19 protein-coding genes are annotated in these 22,152 nt (G+C 58.0%); 15 read left to right on the top strand and 4 right to left on the bottom strand.

Annotated features, from left to right (window positions below):
- Nucleotides 1-8: 8 nt before the first annotated feature.
- Nucleotides 9-908, bottom strand: a complete 900-nt coding sequence (locus tag H7849_RS20730; protein WP_186742133.1) for an ROK family protein — start codon at nucleotides 906-908, stop codon at nucleotides 9-11.
- Nucleotides 909-935: 27 nt separating this feature from the next.
- Entirely contained in the window at nucleotides 936-2,330 is a 1,395-nt protein-coding gene (sthA, locus tag H7849_RS20725) for a Si-specific NAD(P)(+) transhydrogenase (RefSeq protein WP_186742132.1), read from the bottom strand.
- Between the two features lie 173 nt (nucleotides 2,331-2,503).
- Between sthA and H7849_RS20720 the strand changes: the two genes are divergently transcribed.
- A complete protein-coding gene (locus H7849_RS20720; protein ID WP_186742131.1) occupies nucleotides 2,504-3,136 on the top strand; it encodes a thiamine phosphate synthase in 633 nt (210 codons plus the stop codon).
- A 6-nt stretch (nucleotides 3,137-3,142) separates the two neighbouring features.
- Here the strand turns inward: H7849_RS20720 and H7849_RS20715 are convergent, their stop codons facing one another.
- Nucleotides 3,143-3,334: a hypothetical protein gene (locus H7849_RS20715; protein ID WP_186742130.1), complete on the bottom strand. Its 192-nt coding sequence runs from the start codon at nucleotides 3,332-3,334 to the stop codon at nucleotides 3,143-3,145.
- A gap of 327 nt (nucleotides 3,335-3,661) precedes the next feature.
- On the opposite strand from H7849_RS20715, the gene H7849_RS20710 reads away from it, so the two are divergent.
- From H7849_RS20710 to H7849_RS20680, 7 genes are all read left to right on the top strand, one after another.
- Nucleotides 3,662-4,213: a YceD family protein gene (locus tag H7849_RS20710; RefSeq protein WP_186742129.1), complete on the top strand. Its 552-nt coding sequence runs from the start codon at nucleotides 3,662-3,664 to the stop codon at nucleotides 4,211-4,213.
- A gap of 58 nt (nucleotides 4,214-4,271) precedes the next feature.
- Entirely contained in the window at nucleotides 4,272-4,457 is a 186-nt protein-coding gene (rpmF, locus tag H7849_RS20705) for a 50S ribosomal protein L32 (RefSeq protein WP_186742128.1), read from the top strand.
- Between the two features lie 11 nt (nucleotides 4,458-4,468).
- A complete protein-coding gene (gene plsX, locus H7849_RS20700; protein ID WP_186742127.1) occupies nucleotides 4,469-5,515 on the top strand; it encodes a phosphate acyltransferase PlsX in 1,047 nt (348 codons plus the stop codon).
- A gap of 136 nt (nucleotides 5,516-5,651) precedes the next feature.
- Nucleotides 5,652-6,878: an ABC transporter permease gene (locus tag H7849_RS20695; RefSeq protein ID WP_186742126.1), complete on the top strand. Its 1,227-nt coding sequence runs from the start codon at nucleotides 5,652-5,654 to the stop codon at nucleotides 6,876-6,878.
- Between the two features lie 18 nt (nucleotides 6,879-6,896).
- Nucleotides 6,897-8,162: an ABC transporter permease gene (locus tag H7849_RS20690; RefSeq protein ID WP_186742125.1), complete on the top strand. Its 1,266-nt coding sequence runs from the start codon at nucleotides 6,897-6,899 to the stop codon at nucleotides 8,160-8,162.
- Between the two features lie 108 nt (nucleotides 8,163-8,270).
- Complete coding sequence (gene hpnI, locus H7849_RS20685) at nucleotides 8,271-9,431, top strand: bacteriohopanetetrol glucosamine biosynthesis glycosyltransferase HpnI (protein WP_186742123.1); 1,161 nt, start codon at nucleotides 8,271-8,273, stop codon at nucleotides 9,429-9,431.
- A gap of 44 nt (nucleotides 9,432-9,475) precedes the next feature.
- Nucleotides 9,476-11,152, top strand: coding sequence for a M20/M25/M40 family metallo-hydrolase (locus H7849_RS20680; protein ID WP_186742122.1), 1,677 nt, complete (start codon nucleotides 9,476-9,478; stop codon nucleotides 11,150-11,152).
- Between the two features lie 59 nt (nucleotides 11,153-11,211).
- On the opposite strand, the gene H7849_RS20675 is transcribed toward H7849_RS20680, so the two are convergent.
- Complete coding sequence (locus H7849_RS20675) at nucleotides 11,212-13,017, bottom strand: ArnT family glycosyltransferase (RefSeq protein ID WP_186742121.1); 1,806 nt, start codon at nucleotides 13,015-13,017, stop codon at nucleotides 11,212-11,214.
- 292 nt (nucleotides 13,018-13,309) lie between these two features.
- On the opposite strand from H7849_RS20675, the gene H7849_RS20670 reads away from it, so the two are divergent.
- Genes H7849_RS20670 through H7849_RS20640 form a run of 7 tightly spaced genes read left to right on the top strand, consistent with a single transcriptional unit; the run spans nucleotide 13,310 to nucleotide 22,100 of the window.
- Nucleotides 13,310-14,182: a cytochrome c3 family protein gene (locus tag H7849_RS20670; RefSeq protein WP_186742120.1), complete on the top strand. Its 873-nt coding sequence runs from the start codon at nucleotides 13,310-13,312 to the stop codon at nucleotides 14,180-14,182.
- Nucleotides 14,179-17,358 (top strand): TAT-variant-translocated molybdopterin oxidoreductase, encoded by a 3,180-nt coding sequence (locus tag H7849_RS20665; RefSeq protein WP_186742119.1) that lies wholly within the window; start codon nucleotides 14,179-14,181, stop codon nucleotides 17,356-17,358. The genes H7849_RS20670 and H7849_RS20665 overlap by 4 nt, the downstream gene beginning before the upstream one ends.
- A 28-nt stretch (nucleotides 17,359-17,386) precedes the next feature.
- The gene (gene nrfD, locus H7849_RS20660) at nucleotides 17,387-18,805 is read left to right on the top strand and encodes an NrfD/PsrC family molybdoenzyme membrane anchor subunit (RefSeq protein ID WP_186742117.1); all 1,419 of its coding nucleotides are present in this window, start codon (nucleotides 17,387-17,389) and stop codon (nucleotides 18,803-18,805) included.
- Nucleotides 18,805-19,347: a DUF3341 domain-containing protein gene (locus tag H7849_RS20655; RefSeq protein WP_186742115.1), complete on the top strand. Its 543-nt coding sequence runs from the start codon at nucleotides 18,805-18,807 to the stop codon at nucleotides 19,345-19,347. Before nrfD ends, H7849_RS20655 begins: the two co-directional genes overlap by 1 nt.
- A gap of 4 nt (nucleotides 19,348-19,351) precedes the next feature.
- Nucleotides 19,352-20,173, top strand: coding sequence for a c-type cytochrome (locus H7849_RS20650; protein ID WP_186742113.1), 822 nt, complete (start codon nucleotides 19,352-19,354; stop codon nucleotides 20,171-20,173).
- 12 nt (nucleotides 20,174-20,185) lie between these two features.
- The gene (locus H7849_RS20645; protein WP_186742111.1) at nucleotides 20,186-21,472 is read left to right on the top strand and encodes a hypothetical protein; all 1,287 of its coding nucleotides are present in this window, start codon (nucleotides 20,186-20,188) and stop codon (nucleotides 21,470-21,472) included.
- A complete protein-coding gene (locus H7849_RS20640; protein WP_186742109.1) occupies nucleotides 21,459-22,100 on the top strand; it encodes a hypothetical protein in 642 nt (213 codons plus the stop codon). Before H7849_RS20645 ends, H7849_RS20640 begins: the two co-directional genes overlap by 14 nt.
- Nucleotides 22,101-22,152: the final 52 nt, after the last annotated feature.

The raw sequence follows: 22,152 nt of genomic DNA, 5'->3' as shown, positions 1-22,152 counted from the left end.
AAGCTACGTCAGCAGGGTTTTAATGCCTGCTCTGCTGCCGTTCCCGCGCCGATAATGCTGATCGTCGGATCTTCGGGCAGGAGTTCCAGTGTGTAGCTTTGCAGCGGGCTCATCTTCACCATCTCGTAGAGGTATTGCTTCAGTCGCGTGATATCCAGCCGCTGGATGTCGCGTCCGGTGAAGTAAAACTTGCCTGGGCCTTCCAGATGAATCTGCGTCGCCGTTGCTGCGGCCAGCGCGCGATGGTAGCGCTCGACAAATTCCAGGCAGCGCTTGTCGCCCTTCTTCGCAGCGGCAAAAACCTCGTCCGGCTCCATATCGAGAAAGCGCAGGCGCATCGCGCGGTGACCCATGATGCCTTCAAGATGGCCCCGTCCGCCGCATCCGCAGTAGTTCTCCTTCGGATCGAGGGAAACGATCGAGTGGCCGCCTTCCCAGGGTCCTCCGGCGTCCGGATAGCGCCCGAAGCCGATACCGTTGCCAATCGTCCAGACGCGAATCAGGCGGTCGAGCTGACCGCGTGTTGCGGCGAGCCCCGCGGCCGCTGCGTCGGCGTCATTGAAGACGCTGACACGATTCTCGATGCCGCGTGCTTTGAGTCCAGTCTGCACAGCGTCGGCGACGCGTGCGCCCTTCAGTTGCGGCAGGTTGGGCGAGTCTTCGACAGTTCCATTGCGGATGATGCCGGGCATGGCGACGCCGATGGCGTCGACCTCCGTGCCATTGGGAACGAGGGCTTTGATTTCATCGCATATGCTTTCACAAAGGGCATCGGCAGGCACTTCAATGAGCCCAGTCGATTCGTCCATGCTTTCGGGGAATCTGCGCGTGCTGCCCTTGATCTTGTGATCTTCAACGAAGCCTGACCGGATGGCTTCTGTCATCACAACGCCGATGGTCTTTGCCATGTTGCCCTCTTTTACCCAGGGAGTATGCTATTCAAACTTAGCCAGGCGATTAACGCCGTTAAACGCAGCCGCCTTGTAACACTCAGCCAGGGTGGGATAGTTAAACACCGAATCGATGAAGTAGTCTACCTTACCGTTCAAGGCCATGACAGCCTGGCCGATGTGCACCAGTTCCGCCGCGCCTTCGCCAATGATGTGCACCCCAAGAATCTCGCGAGTTTCGCGATGGAAGATCAGCTTCAACCGCCCGGTCGTGTCACCGCGAATCTGCCCACGCGCGATTTCGCGATAATAAGCCACGCCAACTTCGTAGGGTACGTCTTCTTCGGTCAGTTGTTCTTCCGTCTTGCCGATGAAAGAAATCTCCGGGATGGTGTAGATGCCATAAGGGTAGAAGCCGGGATTCGTCTGCTCGTTTTCATCGCCATAGGCGCGAGCCACCGCGATGCGTCCCTGTTCCATCGAGACGGATGCAAGACTCGGAAACCCAATGACATCGCCTACGGCGAAGATGTGCGGCACTTTGGTGCGAAAGTCCTGGTCTACGGGAATGCGGCCGCGAGAATCGGCGTCGATACCGGCTGCCGTCAAATTGAGCTCAGCAATGTTTCCTTGCCGGCCAACGGCATACAGCAGCGCATCGCCTGAAATACGCTTCTTGCTCTCAAGATTGGCGACGACACCGCCACTAGGGCCTTCTTCCACGCTCTCCACTTCTTCGGCAAGACGCATGGTAACGCGGCTGTCGCGCAGGTGATAGCTGAGCGCTTCGACAATTTCCTGGTCGGCAAACTCGAGCAGTTTAGGGCGCTTTTCAACCAGCGTGACGCGCACGCCAAGCGCCGCGAACATGCAGGTGTATTCCACGCCGATAACCCCACCGCCGACGACAATCAGGGTTTTCGGAAGATCAAGAAGCTCCAGTACCTGATCGCTGTTGATGATGGTTTTGCCGTTGATGGGGACTTTGGGACTGTTGGCAGGCTTTGTGCCAACGGCAATGATGATTTTTTCGGCATGGAAGGTATTGGTGCCGCGTGCTCCGTCAATGCGAAGAGTGTTCGGGTCAACAAAACTGGCAACCCCGGTCAGTACATCCACGCCATTGCGCGAAAGCTGCGCCTCGGTCACGTCGATCTCGGTCTTAATGACGTGTTGCACGCGAAAGGCAAGATCGGACATAGTGATCTTTTCCTTCACGCGGTAGTTCATGCCGTAGATGGAACGGTAGGTGTAGCCCGAGAGGTGGAGCACGGCCTCGCGCATAGTTTTGCTGGGAATGGTGCCGGTATTGATACAGACGCCGCCTACCACGCTGCGCATTTCCACCAGCGCAACACGTTTCCCCTTCTTGACCGCGGAAACTGCAGCGCGTTGTCCAGAAGGGCCAGAGCCGATGACAAGCAAATCGTATGTGTCCATGAGGAGTCCGCGGTGGTTCAGGATTTCTTAAATTTTCTCTGATGCAAACACTACTGTAACTCGCCGATCGGCAAGATTTCGTAAATGTGGTTGCGATTCTGTGAATCCGGTCCGATTTCGAGGCCCTCATTTCCGGAAGATGATTCTAATCCCACCCCGCTACACTTTGAACAGTGCAACTTTACGCTATTACCAATCGCAGGCTTTTTGCGCGTTCTGAAGACTTAATGAAGCAGGTGGTTCTTTGGGCCAGCTCTGGTGTGGAGTATGTGCAGATTCGCGAGAAAGATCTTGCTATGGTTGACCTCGCTGCGCTGGCCGAAGGCATTGTCGGCGCAGTGCGGTCCGTGGCGGCCAGCACACGCGTCCTGCTGAATGGTCCTGCCGAAGTGGCTGCTGCGACTGGCTGCGACGGTGTCCACCTGACAGCGGGTCTTCCCGGTCTTGCGATTCAAGATGCGCGGCTGGCCATGAGCCGAGTCGTCGCCGATCCCATCATCAGCGTCTCCTGTCATACTCTTGCGGAAATCGAACACGCGCGCGACGATGGCGCAGTGCTTGCCATCTTCGCGCCGGTCTTTGAAAAGCGATTGGAATCGGAAACTATGCCGGGGCAGGGATTGGAGGCTCTTGCGGCAGCCTGCAAAGTTGCTGCACCGATCCCGGTCTTTGCACTTGGAGGAATTACGGCGGGCAACGCCGAAAGCTGCGTGCATGCGGGGGCCACGGGCATTGCAGCCATCCGGTTATTCGCGTCCTCGGACTGGCTCAGCCTCCGAGGGTCGCTAAGCGACCCTCGCGGTTGAGAGATTTCAGCTGACCTTGTCATAGACAGCCATGGCCGGCTCGTTGACTCCTATGAAGCTACTTTCCTCGGTCAGCGTTTTGCCGTCTGCGGAGACTGTCTTCTTTCCCTTCCAGATCGCGCTGGGCTGGCAATGAAATTGTGCGCCCTTCCCGTCTTGGCAGGCAGCGACCGGATACTCTCTTCGAGCCTGCTGCATGTGCAAACCTCTCTCAAGAAGAGCAATGGGTGGCGTCTTTCCGTTGCCGATTTCGTATAATAGAAAAAGGGCCGAGATCGCAGGAAGATGGTATCGCAGATACCAAATGGCTTGCCTTGTGCATCGATGTAAACCACTGAAAACAACCAGTTCCCGCGCATGCTTAACCGGCTAAGTAATTGAAAAAACTACCTATGCAAGGCGCGAAGGAGAAGTCCGAAAAAATGGCTTTCAAGGCTTTTCGGGTGATCTATTTTGCTGAATTAACCCCGCTGGTCCTGAGTCCATACCCTGATGGAAAATCCCCCAAAAACCGTGAGGTTTGCCATGCTGATTACCATTTCCGATCTTGAACGGGAACCGCTCGTATTTGATGTTTCTCTTTCCTCCGGCGAGATCGATTACGGTGAAGAAGTCAAGCAGGTAGGGCCGCTCGGAGTCGCTGGCCGCGCCGAGTTGATCGAGGAGCATCGCGGCCCGCGCGAGGTCGTTCCCGACATCCGCTTGCGGGCAAAATACCAGGGCAAGGTTGAAGTGGCCTGCGCCCGGTGTCTGGACGCGGTGGAACATTCCCTGAAAGGCGATTTCGATCTCATTTTTCGCCCTTTGGGTATCGATCAAGGCGCTTCTGAGCGCTCGATTAACACAGATGAGACCGAAATCGGTTATTATCAAAAGAGCGGCCTTGTGCTCGAAGACGTGCTGAGAGAGCAGGTGCTTTTGTCCCTGCCAGCCAGAACGCTATGCCGCCACGACTGCAAAGGGCTTTGCCCGCGCTGCGGCCAAAACCTGAATTCCGACGTTTGTACCTGCGATGCAGCGCCGGTTGATCCGCGCTGGGCGGCGTTGTCGGATCTGGGCAGCCGGATGAAGTCGTAAAGTTTTCTTGCCTGCTCAGGAAAAATCCGGCAGGCCGTTTGTTTGAAAGGAATCCGCAATGCCGAATCCAAAGCGGCGCCACTCCAAGGCCCGCACCTCCAAGCGCCGCGCACATGATGCGTTGACCGCCACCGGTGTCTCCGAATGCCCGAATTGCCACGAGCGCAAGCTGCCCCACCGTGCGTGTCCCAAGTGCGGCACATACAAGGGACGTGAAGTGCTCGACGTGAAGGAAGCCAGCTAGTTCAGCCCCCGATGCTGACCAACATCGCTCTCGATGTTATGGGTGCCGACAAGGCGCCTGACCCGGAGATTCGTGGTGCAATCCTAGCCTGCCGCACCTTGCCCGTGCGGGTGTGCCTCGTAGGACCGCAGGAGCGGATACGCCCGTTGTTGCACGAATATCTGGACGGTGAGCGTCTCCCTATCGACGTCGTTCATGCGAGCGAACGCATTGGCATGGACGAAAAGGCCGCGCACGCGGTCCGCTCCAAGCGGGATAGTTCGATGCGTGTCGGTCTGCGTCTGGTGCGCGAAAAGAAAGTTGCCGGATTCTTCACTGCGGGCAACACCGGCGCCGGAATGGCCACGGCCAAGATGGTGCTCGGTGCGCTGCCCGGAGTTGATCGCCCGGCTCTGGCTGTTGTAGTTCCCACCAGTGCTGGTTCGCCCTGCATCTTGCTTGATGTGGGCGCGAATGTCGACTGCAAGCCGCATAACCTTGAACAATTTGCGGTGATGGGCGAGATGTATGCGCGCAGCGTGCTGAAGATCTCGCGCCCGCGCGTCGGTCTGCTTTCAATTGGCGAAGAAGAAGGCAAAGGCAACGAACTGATAGCGGAGACTCTGCCTCTCATCAAGCAGCTGCCGGTCAACTTTATCGGGAATGTCGAAGGCCGCGATATCTACAACGGTCATGCCGATGTGGTCGTCTGCGATGGGTTCGTCGGCAACGTCGCGCTGAAGACATCCGAGGGCCTGACCAAGCTCGTTCGTGACATGCTGAAGGCTTCGCTGAACACGACAGTGACCGCCCAGGTCGGAGCGTTGCTCTCGCGCAAGGCATTCAATGCCTTCAAGAAGCGTCTCGATCCTTCCGAATACGGCGGAGCGCCGCTGCTAGGCGTGCGCGGTGTCTGCATCATCGGTCACGGCTCGTCGAATGAACGCGCCATCTATAACGGCATCCGCGTGGCTGCCGAATTCGCCCAGGCAGGCATCAACGAGCGCATCGAACGGGAGTTCGCGCAGCGTCCAGCATCGCCGATCTCCTCGAATGGGATCGGGCTGCCTCTGCAGTAAGCCATCCAGCCAAGGGAACAAACCCACCACTCATCTCGTATCTTTCGCGGTAGGGCGAAAGTGTGTCTTCCGCGCCATATCGTGGCGTATGCTTTAAAAGCACACCTCTCCCGCTGATTCATCGAGTCGATACTTCATGGGATTTGCCGAGGCAATCAATATTGCGTTGCAGTCGCTCTGGGCGAATAAGCTGCGCTCCATCCTCACGCTGATCGGCGTGGTCATCGGCGTCGCCTCGGTCATTGCCGTCATCACCCTGACCAATGGCGTGAACAAGTACGTGGCGACGAAAGTCTACAGCTATGGTGCCGACGTCTTCACACTGAGCAAACAGCCGCCGGTCATTTTCACCTACGAAGAGTACGAGAAATTTCAGAAGCGGAAAGACATCCATCTTGACGACTATGAGGCCATTCGCGACAACTGCAAAGCCTGTGCTGATGTGGGCGCCTTGCAAAGCACCACGGGCAAGGTGGTCTATGGAACACATTCCAGTACGGATACGAGTATTCGTGGCTGGAGTTGGAATATGCCCGAAATGTCCAATCTGAACGTGGTGCTCGGGCGAAGCTTCACTCCGGCCGACCAGCAGTACGCCACGCACTCCGCCATCATTGGCTATGACATCGTCGACAACCTCATGCCCGGAATGGACCCGCTGGGCAAGGAGATTCGCGTAGACGGCGAGCCTTACACCGTCATCGGAGTCGGCGAGCGCCAGGGCAAAACTCTCGGCCAGAGCCAGGACAATTATGTCTCCGTGCCGATCACGACCTACCAACGCAAATACGGCACGAACAAGAGCGTCGTGATCTATATCAAGGCCGGGTCGGTGGGGCCCGCGCTCGATCGCGCGTCCGACGAGGCCCGCGCACTGCTGCGTTCACGGCGGCACGATGCGCCGAATGCCGAGGACAGCTTTTCGCTCGACACCAACGCAACCTTCGTTGGCCTGTGGACGAGCATCAGCTCGACCTTCTTCTTTGTCGTCATCGGCATTGCGTCGATTTCACTGGTCGTTGGCGGCATCGTCATCATGAACATCATGTTGGTAAGCGTGACTGAGCGGACACGCGAGATCGGCGTGCGCAAGGCTCTGGGAGCTCGCTACACCGATATCCTGCTGCAATTCCTGATTGAGTCGGCGACGATGTCGCTGGTGGGCGGAGCAATTGGCGTGATCTGCGGCTCGGGTGTGGCCAAACTGGTGACGGTGTTGATTGGCTTCCCATCCGACATTCAGATCTGGTCAGTATTTTTGGCCCTATTTGTTTCCGCCAGCGTAGGTATTTTCTTTGGAGTTTATCCAGCGCGCAAGGCTGCCATCCTCGACCCCATCGTGGCTTTGCGGTCGGAGATGTAGTGAGGAAGGGAGATCGAGATGAGAATTGCTGATTCGCGGGAAGCGGTTCGCATGGCATTCGAGACGCTGCGGACGAACAAGCTGCGCTCCGGCCTGACCATCCTCGGCATCGTGATCGGCGTGGCGACGGTGATCACCATCTCCTCGATCATCAGCGGCCTGAACAATAATGTGCAGGCATGGGTGAGTACGCTGGGGACGGACGTGCTCTGGGTCTTCCATATGCCAGTGATTGGCGTGCGACCCACAGCGGAGATGCTTGCGCGCAAGAAGCTGACCTTCGACGACGTCGCGGCTATCCGGAATCTTCCTCACGTGGTCGCGGCCGACGGTGGTGTGCGGCATGTGAACCCCATCTTTCAAGCCGGCATCGTTGGCGTGAAGTACGGCCAGAAGAAAGCGCAAGGAACACTTCTGCAGGGTGATTCTGTGCAGGTTGCGGAAGTTGCCGACATTCCTCTGATCGAAGGTCGCATGTTTACCGAAGATGAAGACCAGCGGCGCGCTAACGTGGTGATCCTGGGATATGACACGGCACAGCAACTCTTCGGGAACGACAGCGGGCTGGGCAAAGAGGTCAACATTGAGAACAATGCCTTTACTGTGATTGGCGTCTTTGACAAGCGCAAGCAGCCTTTTGGCGGTGGCCGCAATCCGGACGACAACGCGGCTTTCTTCCCCATCAACACCTTCATGAAGCTCCACCCAGAAGATGCAGTCACCGGTGGCGTCTGGGTCAGCGTGAAATATGACGATCCCAAGAACCGCAACCTTGTCCAGGACGAAGTGCGCGAACTGCTGCGCCGTCGCCGCAAGGTTCACGTAGAAGCGCCTGATGACTTTGAGATTTTTGGCCCTGATTCGCTGACACGCTTGTGGAATCAGCTGACCGGCGGTCTTGCGATCTTCATGGTTGCCGTTTCCAGCGTAGGTCTGATGGTTGGCGGCGTCGGTGTGATGAACATCATGCTCGTTTCGGTGACCGAACGAACGAAGGAAATCGGCGTGCGCAAAGCCATCGGCGCAACCAAGCGCAATATCCTGCTGCAATTCACCATTGAGGCGATGACGCTCTGCGCGCTTGGAGGTGTGATCGGCATTGCTGCCGGCGGCATCATCACGCTGTTGATACGTCTGCTGTTAAGCGCGCTGCCTGCGACCATGTCCAGCATGTGGGCGATGATCGGTTTCACCGTCTCATGCATGATCGGGCTGGTCTTCGGCATCTATCCGGCATGGAAAGCCGCGAACCTCGATCCGATCGAAGCCCTGCGCTACGAGTGAGGACTCGCCGTCCAGGCATACGCGCTTCGCGCCATTCTTGCCCCCACCGCTATCCTGTGTATCAGCACAGGTTCGTGCAATTACATAGAAACGCTACACTGAGCATTCATGCTCGCAGTCATCGTTGAAAGCATCACATCCATTCTCGCTCTATGCGGATTGGGTTTCTATCTCGCAGCGCTTTGGAGCGCCCGCGACTTCGTGCGCCGCAAGCGCAAGAACACGAACGCCTTTCATCCTCCGGTCAGCATTCTGAAGTCATTAAAGGGCTTCGATCATGACATGTATGCGAGCTTTGTCAGCCATTGCCGACAGCAGTATGCCGGCGATTATGAAATTCTCTTCGGCGTCAGCAGTATGGAAGACGCGTCTGTCGCCGCTGTCGAGCAGCTCAAGGCCGAATTCCCGCAGATTGCCATCCGGCTGGTTCTCTGCCCTGAGGTGCTGGGCGCAAACGGCAAGGTAAGCAATCTGGCGCTGATGGTCCCGCAGGCGAGCTTCGCTCACATTTTGATCAATGACAGTGACATAAAAGTTTCGCCGCGCTATCTGGCGCGGGTCGTGGCTCCGTTCGCAAATGCGGAAGTTGGTATGGTGACGGCGCTCTATCGCGGACGCTCGCACCAGACAATTGGATCGAAGATGGAAGCTATCGGCATCTCGACCGACTTTGCAGCCGGAGTGCTGACAGCGCGCAAGCTTGAGGGCGGGATCCGTTTCGGCCTCGGCTCGACGCTGGCCATGTCGCGCGAGGCCCTGGACGCGATCGGTGGGCTGCGGCCGCTGGTGGACCATCTTGCCGATGACTACGAACTCGGGGCGCGCATCGCGGCGAAAGGCTATCGGGTCGAGTTGGCCGATGAAGTTGTCGAGACGACGGTTCCGGCTTATACCTTCCGGCAATTTCTTGCACATCAGTTGCGGTGGGCGCGCGGCATGCGTGATGTCCGCAAGAAGGGATACGCTGGGGTCGTCTTCACCTTTGGACTGCCGTGGGCTGTGCTGAACGTGCTCGCTGCGGGCGCGAGCCTGCCGAGTGTGGCGCTGCTGAGTCTTGTTTGCGCGGCACGGGTGACGGTGGCGTTGGCTATCGGCGTCGGAGTGCTGCGTGATCTCGAGGTACTGCGCGATTTGTGGCTGTTGCTTCCGCGCGACATGATCGCGCTCGGTGTTTGGGTGTGGAGCTATGCAGGGAACACGGTCACGTGGCGCGACCAGACCTTCGCCCTCAAAGATGGCAGGATGCAGCGCCTCACTACGACCAGATAGAAGAAACCTTAAGCGGGCGGCGCAAACTCGGATATGTTGTGTGCATGCCTGACAAGCGGTTTCTATCTCGCCTGCTTCCTGCTGTCATTTTCTTTGCAAATTGCCTGTACACATTCGCCCAGTTGCCGCCTGTTCCGACGGACGTGCGTACTGGATTCGAGCAGATTCGCGAAACGGACCTGCGTGCCGATCTTGCTTTCATTGCCTCAGATGCTTTACAGGGACGAATGTCGCTGCAGCCCGGTGACGATGCTGCAGCGGAGTGGATCGCATCGGAGTTTGCCAAGGCCGGACTGCAACCGCAGGTGACGGATTCTAGTGGCCGCAAGAGCTATCTGCAGCCTGTGCCTTTGATCGAATACCGTCCTGACCGCAAAGCGAGCTTTGTCGCGCTCAGGCGCTCTGAAAGCGAAAAGAAATGGCAGTTTCCGGATGTGCTGGGCGGTTATCACGACAATGTGGATATCTCTGCGCCGGTTGTCTTTGCCGGTTATGGGATCACCGCGCCCGAGCTGCACTACGACGACTACAAGGGCATCGATGTTCAGGGAAAAATCGTGCTCGTCTTCGATCACGAGCCGCAGGAAAACGATCCGCACTCCATCTTTAACGGAACCGGCAATACTCGCTACGCCACGACACGGGTGAAGGCAATGAACGCGCAGGCGCACGGCGCTGTGGCGATTCTGATCGTGGCCGAGCCGAATCGCAAGCATCCCTCGAACCAGGAGCGGGTGGCGCGTATCGGCGGCAGCGCCACGCGGGCGAACCCGATACCGGGACAGGCGCTAGCCGACGATGCGCTGCACATTCCGGCTGCAGTTGTCTCTGACGCGATCGCTGCAGAGTTACTGTCGACAGCCGGCGCAAGCCCGTCCGCGTTGCAGGCCGGCATCGACAAGGATCTCTCCCCGCAATCGCGCGCTCTTCCGGATACAACCGTAAACCTCCACTTCCAGAACCTGTCGCGCACCACGGGAACGGCATACAACGTGGCCGGGCTGCTGCAAGGTAGCGATCCGGCGTTGAGCCCGGAGACGATCCTCATCAGCGCGCACCATGATCACGATGGATCTTCGCCGAACGCGTCCGGCGGTCTGGATATCTGGCATGGCGCGGACGACAACGGGTCGGGCACTGTCGGCGTTGTGGAACTGGCGCATGCCTTTGCTGCTAATCCATTGAAACCAAAACGGTCGATTCTGTTCGTTGTGTTTGCTGCCGAGGAGCGCGGCTTGCTCGGCTCTTACTACATGGCGGCCCATCCTCTGCGGCCTTTAGACACGACGCGCGCCATGATCAACTTCGACATGATCGGGCGCGACGAGACGCCAAGCGAACAGACAAACGGGCTGATCGAGATTCCCAAGGACACGACCAACCGCCTGAATCTGATCGGAGCACTTTATAGCCCGCAGTACAACCAGACCGTGGTCGCAGAAAATGAGTATGTGGGGCTGGTGCTCGACGACCGCTTCGATCACGAGAATGCGCTGAACGTTTTCTTCCGCAGCGATCAGTTCCCCTTCGTGTTGCACGATGTCCCGGCCTTCTGGTGGTTCACCGGCTTTCATCCGGACTACCACCACACGACAGACACAGCGGACAAGATTGATTACGCGAAGATGACGAAAATTCTCAAGCTCGCGTATCTCACAGCTTGGCAGTTTGGCACAGAGGCGAACACGCCGAAGTTCGTTGCCAATCCTGTCGGAAACTAGGCGCCGATGGCGCGTTTGCCTGGGCAGCCCGCCCTGAGCGCAGTCGAAGGGGCTAGTCCCTAAAATTCGGCGCCGCGGGCGCTTGGTTGATTGCTGAGGATCTCTTTCCCTCCGCTGCGCCCGATCACGAAGGATTGGCCGGGCAGCTGTGGCGCCTGATCGAGCGGTGTCCACAGGAAGACGCGGTTCTGGCCAGTCCACAGTTGCGCTAGCGCATCGTTATTGATGAAAGCCTCGGGTGCATCCGGGAAGAACGAGCCGTACCAGAGTCCGCCGCCGCGCCCGTTCAAAAGCTGGACTTGCCGTTCAAGGTAAAAGGGCAAAGAGGATGCGCGTTCATAGCGGCCGTTGACCACGATGACGTCGTCCTTGTCGATCTCCGGCTTGATGGCGTTGGCGAGGATCTGGGATGAGATAGCCGGCGACAGTATGTAGAGAGCCAGATGTGCGGCGATGAGAAAAGCGGTAACGGTGCCGACGAGAAAGCAGTTCGCCATGCGCACCTTTTCTTTGAACTGGAACCAGAGGTTCGCGGTAAGGCCAACAAGGAGAGCGGCTGTCGTAATGGTGAGCGGAACGCGAAATGCTCCCAGAGCGCGTAGTGTCAGGTCAAAGAAGTGTCCGAAGAAGAGACGGTGGCTGCGCGTCATCTCCTGCAACACTTGCGTTACATCGGTGCCGATGGGCAGCGGCTTGAAGTAAATCGCGAACAGGAGTGATGCGACGGCTGCGAGCAGGCCGACGATGAACAGGATCAAGGCTACGACCTTCCCTGCCGGCGCTGGCGAGACCTCCGCATCTGCTAGCCAATATCCTGCAAGCAGCGCCATGGGCGGAAGAGCAGGCAGCACGTAATATTCCTGGCGCGCGGGAAAGCTGAAGAAGAACATCACCACCGCGATCCAGATGACGAGCAACATCATTACGCGCTGACGCTCGTCAAGTTCTTCGCGGCGAAAGGCTCCCTTCCAGTCGTGACGCGCCAGGACGATGAGCGCATAGATGGACCAGGGAGCGATGAAAGCCAGCAGCAGCAGCCAGAAGAGCGGAATCGGCACCGAGTCAAAGTTATGGCTCGTAGGACTGAAATAGCGCGCGAACTGTTCACGGACGAAGTAGAACCAAAGGAATCCGTGGACATTCTTTGGCGAAGGAGCTGCACCCATTGAGCCAATGGAGGGATTTCTCAGCGCAGCGAGGATGTGCCAGGGCGCGGCTACGATGAGAAATCCGATGGGGCCGGTGATGGGGTGCCAGCGCAGAAGGTGGCGGAGCTTCCGCGTCATGAACAGGAAGATGAGGATGATGAGGAACGGAATGATCGCGCCGACCAGGCCCTTGGTCAGCACGCCGAGCGCGCAGCAGATGTCGAATCCGAGAGCGGTCGCCAGCGAGGGGGTGGCTTCGCCCAGCGATTTCCAGAAGAAGTACATCGCCAGCGAAAGCCAGAGGCAGAGAATCACATCGGGGAGAAGAATGCGAGTGAAACCGAAGATGCCGCTTGCCGTCAGCAGACAAAGAGCGGCGTAAAAGCCGGCCGTCAGCGAGGCAAAGAGACGACGTCCAAGCGCGAAGATAACGATAAAGAGCGCCAGAGCGTAAAGAGCCAGAGGCAATCGCGCAGCCCAGTCGTGAACGCCGAAGATTTTGAAACTGGTTGCGATGCTCCAGTAAAGCAGCGGTGCCTTCTCGAGATAGCGAATGCCATTCACGTGAAGCGTGACCCAATCGTGCGTCAGCAGCATCTCACGCGCTGCTTCGGCGTGCAGAGCATCCGCGTCGTCGAGTAGTGGCGGACGCACGAGGGCGAACGAGCCGTACAGCAGCAGCCACAGTCCGAGAATGGGAAACAGGAAGCGCTTCATCTGCTGGGAGATGATTATAGAGAAGACGGCCTGTTTCTATTTACTTCTCAGGTAACCGCATCGATTACTCCGCATGTTTATGAGCGCGATGCTGTTGAGGGAATGGTTACTCAAATGCGGAAAAATAAGCACAAAATTTTCCCGGTACTGTGGCGCGACTTGCCGATTCTACCTGTTCGCCTGCTATATTGATTTTTCATTTGAAAATTGTGTTCGGCAGATCGTAAAGCCGGACCGTGACGCTAAAACCCTCCACCACTTTTACGGATTTTGAGGAAGCAGGAACGCATTCATGGCGCAGATTTTTGACCGCAGCTCGAACGCGCTGGCACGGATGAGCCTGGTCTTAACGGGGTTGATCGTAATTGCTTTAGGTGTGACGCTGGATCAGTTGCAAAGATCCCCCTGGGTGACTCGCCAGGGGCAGCGCGCCGACCAGCCGGTTCCCTTCAGTCATAAGCATCACGTGCAGGGACTGGGTATTCAATGCCAGTACTGTCATACGTCGGTCGAGAAGTCGAGCTACGCCGGTATCCCGCCCACGCGGACGTGTATGAACTGCCATGCACAGATCTGGACCAATGCCGAGCTGCTTGAGCCGGTCCGGAATAGCTGGGCGACAGGCCAATCGATTGTTTGGACGAAGGTCCACGATCTCCCGGATTTTGTCTACTTCAGCCATGAAATTCACGTGAACAAAGGCATGGGCTGTTCGACTTGCCACGGCCGCGTCGATGAAATGCCGATCATGTATCAACAGAACACGCTGCAGATGGAATGGTGCCTGAACTGCCATCGCCATCCGGCGGCGAACATCAGGCCAACCAGTGAAATCTACAATATGGCGTGGACCGGACCGAGCGAGCTGAAGCCTGAATGGTGCGCCGTGAAGCAGTCCTCCAAAACAGGCACTCCGACTGCTGAAGACGTAACCTGCACGGCAACCGATCCAACTTCGAATACTGGCGGTCAGATGGCCTCGCTGCAGATGCTTTCCGTTGGACTGCACGGACAGGCGGCGAGCGATGCAGGCGGCGCTGCGGTTCCGGCGACGCTGAATTATCAGAAGTTCACCAGCCAGGAAGAGATGGGCAAGTTCCTGGAAGCGCAATATCACATTCGCAATCCGCGCGACCTGTCGAGCTGCGAGGTCTGCCATCGATGAAGACGGACAAGCAGTTGACAGTCGTGCAAGGCGAGAGACGCGATCAAGAGATGAAGAATAACGGATTGGTAATGCTCGAGGCTCAGGAGCAGGAAAAGTCCCAAGCCCTGACGCTCGAAGAGGTCCGTGCAAAATTAAGCGGCAAGACGGGCAAGAAATACTGGAGAAGTGTCGACGAACTCGCGGAGAAGCCTGAATTTGGCGAGTTGCTGAGTCGCGAGTTTCCGCAGCAGGCTTCCGAGTGGATTGACCCGGTATCGCGTCGCGGATTCTTGAAGCTCGCAGGTGCTTCGCTGGCGCTTGCCGGTCTTTCCGGTTGCACCAAGCAGCCCGATGAGCCGATCTACCCGTATGTCAAGGCGCCGGAGGATTTGATCCTCGGCAAGCCGATGTATTTCGCGACGGCATTTCCCTTCCCGACCGGCGCAGTTCCGGTGCTGGTAAAGAGCGATGCTTTCCGGCCGATCAAGGTCGACGGGAATCCTGAGCATCCGTACAACAAGGGCGGCTCCGATCCGCTGACGCAGGGAACGCTGCTTGATCTCTACGATCCTGATCGCTCGCAGCACCCAACCTATCGTGGTGAAACGCGCTCATGGGTGGCTTTCCAGGCGGCATGGCGAAGTGCACTGGCTGACAAAAAATCTGCAGGTGGAACTGGCATTTACTTCCTGAGCGGAACCGTCACATCGCCGACTCTCGCGGCCCAGTGGAAGAAGGCGCAAGCAACTTACCCGAATGCGAAGTGGATTCAGTATGACGCGGTGAACCGCGATTCAGCCTATGCGGCGTCCAAGGCCGCGTTTGGCGATTATCTCGATGCGCAGTACAAGCTTGATGCGGCGGATGTCATCCTCTCGCTCGATGCGGATTTTCTCTCCGGAGCGGTCCAGCCGGGCTTCCACAAGCTGGCGAAGGACTACGCGAACAAGCGCAGGCTCGACGGCACGACAGAGATGAATCGTCTGTACGTTGTCGAAAGCTGGACGACGACGACCGGACTCAAGGCTGAGCATCGCCTAGCGCTGCGTGCGAGCGATATCGGCCCATTTGCTGCGGCTCTCGCTGGAACGCTCACATCGGGATCCGCCAGTTACAACGGGTCGGATGACGCGAAGAAATTCCTTGCTGCTGTAGCCAAAGACCTGAAGTCGAATGCAGGCAAGTGCCTTGTCATTCCGGGGGAGCAGCAGTCGTCCTCGGTTCATCTCGCGGCGATTGCTATCAATGAAGCGCTCGGGAATGTCGGCAAGACCGTCGCCTACACCGAAACGGTCAACCCGCTGCCTTCAGTCCAGACAAGCGACTTCAAATCGCTGGTCGCTGACATGAACGCCGGCAAAGTGGAGTGGCTGGTCATTCTCGACAGCAACCCGGTTTACGCCGCACCCGCCGATCTGAAGTTCGATGCCGCCTTGGGCAACGTGAAAACGATCGTCCACCTCGGTTCACACCTGGACGAGACCGGGGTGATGGCTCAGTGGCACATCAACAGCGCGCACTATCTTGAAAGCTGGTCGGACGCTCGCGCGTACGATGGCACGGTTACGGTTGTCCAGCCGATGATCAATCCGCTCTACGGCGGACATACGGCGCATGAGATTGTGCAGGCCATGCTCGACAATCCAGATCTGTCTGGATACGACGCAGTTCGCGAAAACTGGAGACAACAGCTTTCCGGAAAGGGCGACTTCGAGTTCAACTGGCGCAAAGCCCTGCATGATGGCTTCATCGCCGATACGGCCTTCCAGCCAAAGGGCGTAGGTGCAGCCAAGGCCGTGTCTCAAGGCTCGAACAATCAGTTTGGCGATCTTCCCGTATCTGCTCGCGCCAGCTCGGCCGGTGGCGCAGACGCGTTAGAGATCGTCTTCCGTCCCGACTACAACCTCTACGATGGCCGCTTCGCCAACGTGGGCTGGCTGCAGGAATTGCCCCGTCCGGTGACGAATCTTTCCTGGGATAACGCGGCCCAGATGAGCTACGCCACGCTGAATCAGCTCGATCTTGCCGAGCACGATGTCGTCGAGATCAGCGTGAACGGCCTCAAGATTCTCGCGCCGGTTTTCGCGGTTCCGGGTCACCCCGATAACACGATTACGCTTACGCTTGGGCAGGGACGCACCCACGCAGGCCGCGTCGGCAGCGGCCAGGGCTTCAATGCCTACGCGCTGCGCAGTTCGGATGCACCGCTCTTCGTAAGCGGCGCGAATTTGCGCAAGACCGGCGATGTCTATGAGTTCGCAGTCACCAAGAGCCACTACACCGACCATCGCGCGATTGCGCACGGCGGCGACGGCAGCGGGACGCATTCGATCGAAGGCAACGAGTCGATGGACCGCGGCATCATCCGCTACGCCACGCTCGAAGAGTTCAAGCAGAATCCGAATTTCGCGCACGAAGGCGAGGGTCACGATACGCCGGAGACAACGACGTCTATGTTCCCGGCCTATCGTTACGACAAGAACGCCTGGGGCATGTCGGTCGACATGAATGCCTGCGTCGGTTGCAACGCCTGCGTCGTGAGCTGCTACGCGGAGAACAATATCGCCGTTGTCGGCAAGCATCAGGTCAAAGTCGGTCGCAACATGCAGTGGCTTCGCATCGACACGTACTTCGAAGGCGATCTCGCTGCGCCGCGCGCGCATCTGCAGCCGATGGCCTGCCAGCATTGCGAGAACGCTCCCTGCGAACAGGTATGCCCGGTGGGCGCGACGATCCACACGCCGGAAGGCCTCAACACGATGGTCTACAACCGCTGCGTGGGTACCCGCTACTGCTCGAACAATTGCCCGTACAAGGTGCGCCGCTTCAACTTTCTGCTCTTCTCCGATTACGAAACCGAGAGCCTGAAGTTGATGCGCAACCCGGACGTCACCGTCCGCAGCCGTGGCGTGATGGAAAAGTGCAGCTATTGCGTGCAGCGCATCAATGCGGCAAAGATTCAGGCGGACAAGGAAAACCGCGAGATTCGCGATGGGGAGATCGTGACGGCCTGCCAGCAGGCCTGCCCGACCAACGCGATCATCTTCGGCAACATCAATGACCGCGCGAGCAAGGTGCGCAAGCTCAAGGAGCAGTCGCGGACTTACGGCGTACTGGCGGATATCAACACGCGCCCGCGCACGACCTATATCGCAGAAGTGCTGAACTTGAACCCCGAACTGGCCGAGGCATAGGCCCTCGCGCTAAGAGGCTGAACGGAATATGGCAACCAAAGAACCAATCAACGATCCGATGCTGGATCCGATAACCGGGGAACTCCGGGTCATTGCGCCGGGGCATACCTTCAAGTCGGTTACCGAAAAGCTCTCGGGCATCGTCCTCACCAGCCATACTCCTCTTGGCTGGTGGGGAGGCTTCCTTCTGGCCGGGGGCGGGGTCACTCTGCTGACTGTAGCGGTCACGTGGCTCTTCCTTCGCGGCACGGGCATCTGGGCCATTACACAGCCGGTCGCATGGGGCTTCGCCATCATCAACTTCGTCTGGTGGATCGGTATCGGCCATGCCGGAACGCTGATCTCTGCCATCCTGCTGCTTTTCAAGCAAAGCTGGCGTAACTCGATCAATCGCTTCGCCGAGGCCATGACGATTTTTGCCGTCGTCTGCGCCGGAATGTTCCCGCTTATCCACACGGGTCGTCCGTGGCTGGGGTATTGGCTTTTCCCCTTGCCCTTCACGATGGACGTGTGGCCGCAGTTTCGCTCGCCGCTGCTCTGGGACGTCTTTGCGGTTTCGACCTACGCGACCATCTCGGTAGTCTTCTGGTACATCGGCATGGTTCCCGATTTGGCAACCCTGCGCGATAACGCAAAATCGAAGTTCGGGCAGTTCTTTTATGGCGTTATCGCACTCGGCTGGCGCGGGTCAGTCCGGCACTGGGTCCGCTATGAGACGGCTTCGCTGCTGCTCTCCGGCCTCTCGACGCCGCTCGTGCTCTCGGTGCATACAGTCATCAGCTTCGATTTTGCTGTGGCGCTCCTGCCCGGGTGGCATACGACCATCTTCCCGCCGTACTTCGTGGCTGGCGCTGTCTACTCCGGCTTCGCCATGGTCCTCACGCTGGCAATTCCGATCCGCAAGTTCTACCACCTTGAAGACATCGTCACCATCCGCCATATCGACAACATGGGCAAGGTCATGCTGGTGACCGGCGGAATCGTGGCCTATGGCTATGGGATGGAAGTCTTTATGGCGTGGTACTCGGCCAGCCATTGGGAATACTTCATGATGTGGAACCGCATGTTCGGGCCGATGGGATGGTCCTACTGGGTTCTCATCACCTGCAACATCGCGCTGCCGCAGTTGATGTGGCTCCGCAAGTTCCGGACGAACGTCGCGCTCATGTTTATCATGTCCTTCATCGTGAATACGGGCATGTGGTTTGAGCGCTTCGTCATCATCGTTACCAGTCTGACACGCGACTACCTGCCGTCGTCCTGGGGGACATACAATGCCACGCGCTGGGACTATGCAACATTTATCGGAACGTTGGGTCTGTTCACGTTCCTGTTCTTCCTCTTTATTCGCTTCCTTCCCATGATTCCCATGTCTGAGCTACGCATCCTTTTGCCGCAGGCAAAGATTCACCCCAAAGACGAACCGCTGCCGGAGGCGGGTGACTAATGCCGATCATTGAAGGAACCTACGGATTGCTCGCCGAGTTCGACACGCCCAGCGACCTGGTGCGGGCCGCGCAGGCTGCCTATGACTCCGGTTATCGCCGAATGGATTGCTATACGCCATACCCGGTCGAAGAAGCGGCCGCGGCGATCGGCTTCCATCGCGACAACGTTTCGCTGATCTGCCTGATCGGGGGACTGCTCGGTGTAGTCGCCATGTTCAGCCTGGAGACGTGGATCTCGGTCTGGGCTTACCCGCTGAACATTGCAGGTCGTCCCTATTATTCGTGGCCGGCCTTTATCGTCCCGGCCTACGAATGGACGATTCTCTTCTCCGGGCTTTCGGCCGCATTTGGCATGCTCGCCGTATGCGGACTGCCGCAGGTCTACCACCCCCTGTTCAACGCACCCAACTTCCGCAGGGGCGCCACCTCGGACAAGTTTTTCCTTTGTCTGGAATCAACCGATCCGAAGTTCGATGTTGCAGAATCACGGGCATTTCTTGAAAGCTGGCAGCCGGTCTCCGTGGTGGAGGTGGAGTATTAAGACGATGATCCGAATCCGCACAACGGGGTCCCCGGCGATAGGTCGACGTCGACGGGGTGTAACGGGTTTGTCCCTGAGCGCGCTGGCAGCGATCTCGCTGCTTGCCGGCTGCCGCCAGGACATGCATGATCAGCCGAAATTCATTCCGCAGCGCGGCACCGACTTCTTCACCGATGGCCGCTCCGCACGTCCGCAGGTGGAGCACACGGTAGCTCGCGGTCAACTGCGTGAAGATGAATACTTCTACACAGGTCTGGTGAACGGCAAAGAGCAGGATGCGATGCCCTTCCCCGCCACGCTCACGGTCCTCGAGCGCGGGCAGGAGCGTTTCAATATTTACTGCACGCCCTGCCATTCACGCGTGGGGAACGGCGATGGCATGATCGTGCAGCGTGGATACAAGCCGGCGGGAAATTATCATGACTCCAAACGCCTCAATCAGCCGCTGAGCCATTACTTCTTTGTGATGAGCAACGGCTACGGCGCAATGCCCGACTACTCCGCGCAACTGACGCCGGCGGATCGCTGGGCTGTCGCGGCGTATATCCGGGCGTTGCAGTTGAGTCAGAACGCGAAAGAGTCTGATGTGCCCCAGGGTGTGCATGTCCAGAACCTGAGCGATGTCGCGGAGCAGCAGGGACTTCCGGCGAGTTTTGCCGGCCCGTGGCCGATGGCTACAGGTACCGAGGTCAATGCGCTGCCACCAGTGGGCAACGTCGCTGGTGCTCCAGCGGAGAACCCGAAGACGCCGACTTTAACGCCGCAGCCTGCAACTGCGACAGGTGCGAAAAAAGGCGAAACAACTTCGCCCGAGCCTAAGCAATAAGGATCAGAACGAATGGCACACAGTTATCACGAGAAAACATTGCCCGCTGACCTTTCGGCGCCGGCCTTTGTTCATGGCTGGCGCAGGCGAGCGCTCGCAGTGGGTGCGGTGTTTTCTGTCCTCGGTATTATTCTCGGATTTCTTGCCGGAGACGGCTGGAACCACTTCCTGCGCGCATGGCTGATGGGCTTCATGATCTGCTTCGGCTTTTGCTGCGGCGGTATGGCGCTGCTGATGACGCAGTATCTCTCCGGCGGCAAGTGGGGCTTGCTCATACGGCGCCCCCTCGAGGCCATGACACGGACGTTGCCGCTGGTCTTCCTCTATTTCCTGCCCGTCGGAATCTTCGGCGTCTCGCTCAAACAGTTGTATCTGTGGGCACGGTATCCCGATGCTGCAGCTGCCCTCAAGGATCACCTGATCAACGCAGAGCAGGCACATGCCATCATCTGGAAAAAGCCCATGCTCAATCCAACCAGCTTCTGGATTGTGATGCTGTTCTGTTTTGCCAGCTGGGCGCTCTACACTTTCCTGCTCAACAAATGGTCGTTGCAGCGGGATGCTGACTCTGCGCCCAATGTTCCCTATTGGCAAGTTAAGTTCGAAAACCTCAGCGGCTTCGGTGTCGTGCTCTACTCCCTGACCCTGACCGCAATTGCCATTTACTGCGTCATGTCACTCGATGTGACATGGTATTCCACCGTCTACGGCTTGCAGTTCCTCGTAGGCCAGGCCTACGGAGTGTTGGCGCTGGTGATCCTGACCCTGATCGGCTTGTCCAAGGCGCAACCGATCAAGACCATTATGCGCACTACAGAGCAGCACGATCTGGGCAAGCTCTGCCTCGCCTTCACCATGCTGAATATCTACCTTGCCTTTGCCGCGTTCCTTATCATCTGGTCGGGCAACTCGCCGGAAGAGATTCCTTGGTATCTGGATCGGATCCGCGGCGACTGGGGTGTGATCGCCACACTCGATTTTGTCTTCCACTGGCTCCTGCCCTTTACCCTTTTGCTCTCGCGCGATCTGAAGCGCATCAAGAGCCGTCTGGCTGTTGTCTGCTGCATCATGATTTTCGCCCGCTGCTGGGATATGTGGTGGCTGATCGAACCGAACTTCAAGGATGCGGCGCGCAACCTGCACTTCAGCATCGGCATTCTTGAATACATCGCCGTGCCGGGAGCGCTGATTTCCTTCTGGACGGCCTTCTACTCCTGGCAACTGACTACACGTCCGCTGGTAGCCACCAACGATCCGCACGTGGCCGAGATTCTGGAGCCTGAACATGCACACGCCTAACCCCCACGAGCACGAGTCGCATAACAAAGCCGCTTCCGTTCGGGAGGGCTACGAAGTTACAGACGTAAGCGCCCATGGAATCATCGTCTTCCTGATCGGCCTCTTTATTTCGGTTGCGGTGTTCTTCGTCTTCTGCTTCGGTATGGGCAAGGTCATTAACAATGCCCTCGTGAAACGCGATGGCCCTCCGAACAGATGGAATCAGGGAAGCGCCGAAGCGGGCAAGACATACCGGATGGAATCGAGCCCGGCGCTCGAACAACAACAGCTGAATCAGCTGACGCAGGCCTTTCCCACGCCGCGCCTGCAGGGTGACGACGGCAATCAGGATACGGCTGATCTACATGCCCGCGAGGACCTTCTGCTCGATAACTACAGCTGGATCGACCGCTCGAAGGGCACGGTGCGCATCCCGATCGAGCGCGCCATGGAGTTAATTGCGCAACGTGGGTTGCCGGTGCAGCAACAGCCTCAGGCGTCGGAACCATTGATGGCCGGTGACAGCGCCATCTCGGTGCAAGTCCCCTTGACTGATGGGTTTGCGCGCACGGCCTATGAACAGCAACTACGCGAAGGCGCTGCCCACGAGCCGGGCGAGCAGGCATCGAGCAAAGCGAACAATAATTAGGTACGGCGCGGCGGGCGTGAATCGCCCTGAAAAGCGGATTAGCATAGAAGCA

Origin of the sequence: Alloacidobacterium dinghuense, assembly GCF_014274465.1 — a bacterium.
GTDB classification, from domain to species: Bacteria; Acidobacteriota; Terriglobia; order Terriglobales; family Acidobacteriaceae; genus Alloacidobacterium; species Alloacidobacterium dinghuense.
This window is presented reverse-complemented; position numbering and strand designations above follow the sequence as displayed.

Bases quoted from the DNA above. Each gene is read 5' to 3' on its own strand.
- H7849_RS20730 (WP_186742133.1), bottom strand. From the start codon at position 908: ATGGCAAAGACCATCGGCGTTGTGATGACAGAAGCCATCCGGTCAGGC.
- sthA (WP_186742132.1), bottom strand. From the start codon at position 2,330: ATGGACACATACGATTTGCTTGTCATCGGCTCTGGCCCTTCTGGACAA.
- H7849_RS20715 (WP_186742130.1), bottom strand. From the start codon at position 3,334: ATGCAGCAGGCTCGAAGAGAGTATCCGGTCGCTGCCTGCCAAGACGGG.
- H7849_RS20710 (WP_186742129.1), top strand. From the start codon at position 3,662: ATGCTGATTACCATTTCCGATCTTGAACGGGAACCGCTCGTATTTGAT.
- rpmF (WP_186742128.1), top strand. From the start codon at position 4,272: ATGCCGAATCCAAAGCGGCGCCACTCCAAGGCCCGCACCTCCAAGCGC.
- plsX (WP_186742127.1), top strand. From the start codon at position 4,469: ATGCTGACCAACATCGCTCTCGATGTTATGGGTGCCGACAAGGCGCCT.
- H7849_RS20695 (WP_186742126.1), top strand. From the start codon at position 5,652: ATGGGATTTGCCGAGGCAATCAATATTGCGTTGCAGTCGCTCTGGGCG.
- H7849_RS20690 (WP_186742125.1), top strand. From the start codon at position 6,897: ATGAGAATTGCTGATTCGCGGGAAGCGGTTCGCATGGCATTCGAGACG.
- hpnI (WP_186742123.1), top strand. From the start codon at position 8,271: ATGCTCGCAGTCATCGTTGAAAGCATCACATCCATTCTCGCTCTATGC.
- H7849_RS20680 (WP_186742122.1), top strand. From the start codon at position 9,476: ATGCCTGACAAGCGGTTTCTATCTCGCCTGCTTCCTGCTGTCATTTTC.
- H7849_RS20675 (WP_186742121.1), bottom strand. From the start codon at position 13,017: ATGAAGCGCTTCCTGTTTCCCATTCTCGGACTGTGGCTGCTGCTGTAC.
- H7849_RS20670 (WP_186742120.1), top strand. From the start codon at position 13,310: ATGGCGCAGATTTTTGACCGCAGCTCGAACGCGCTGGCACGGATGAGC.
- H7849_RS20665 (WP_186742119.1), top strand. From the start codon at position 14,179: ATGAAGACGGACAAGCAGTTGACAGTCGTGCAAGGCGAGAGACGCGAT.
- nrfD (WP_186742117.1), top strand. From the start codon at position 17,387: ATGGCAACCAAAGAACCAATCAACGATCCGATGCTGGATCCGATAACC.
- H7849_RS20655 (WP_186742115.1), top strand. From the start codon at position 18,805: ATGCCGATCATTGAAGGAACCTACGGATTGCTCGCCGAGTTCGACACG.
- H7849_RS20650 (WP_186742113.1), top strand. From the start codon at position 19,352: ATGATCCGAATCCGCACAACGGGGTCCCCGGCGATAGGTCGACGTCGA.
- H7849_RS20645 (WP_186742111.1), top strand. From the start codon at position 20,186: ATGGCACACAGTTATCACGAGAAAACATTGCCCGCTGACCTTTCGGCG.
- H7849_RS20640 (WP_186742109.1), top strand. From the start codon at position 21,459: ATGCACACGCCTAACCCCCACGAGCACGAGTCGCATAACAAAGCCGCT.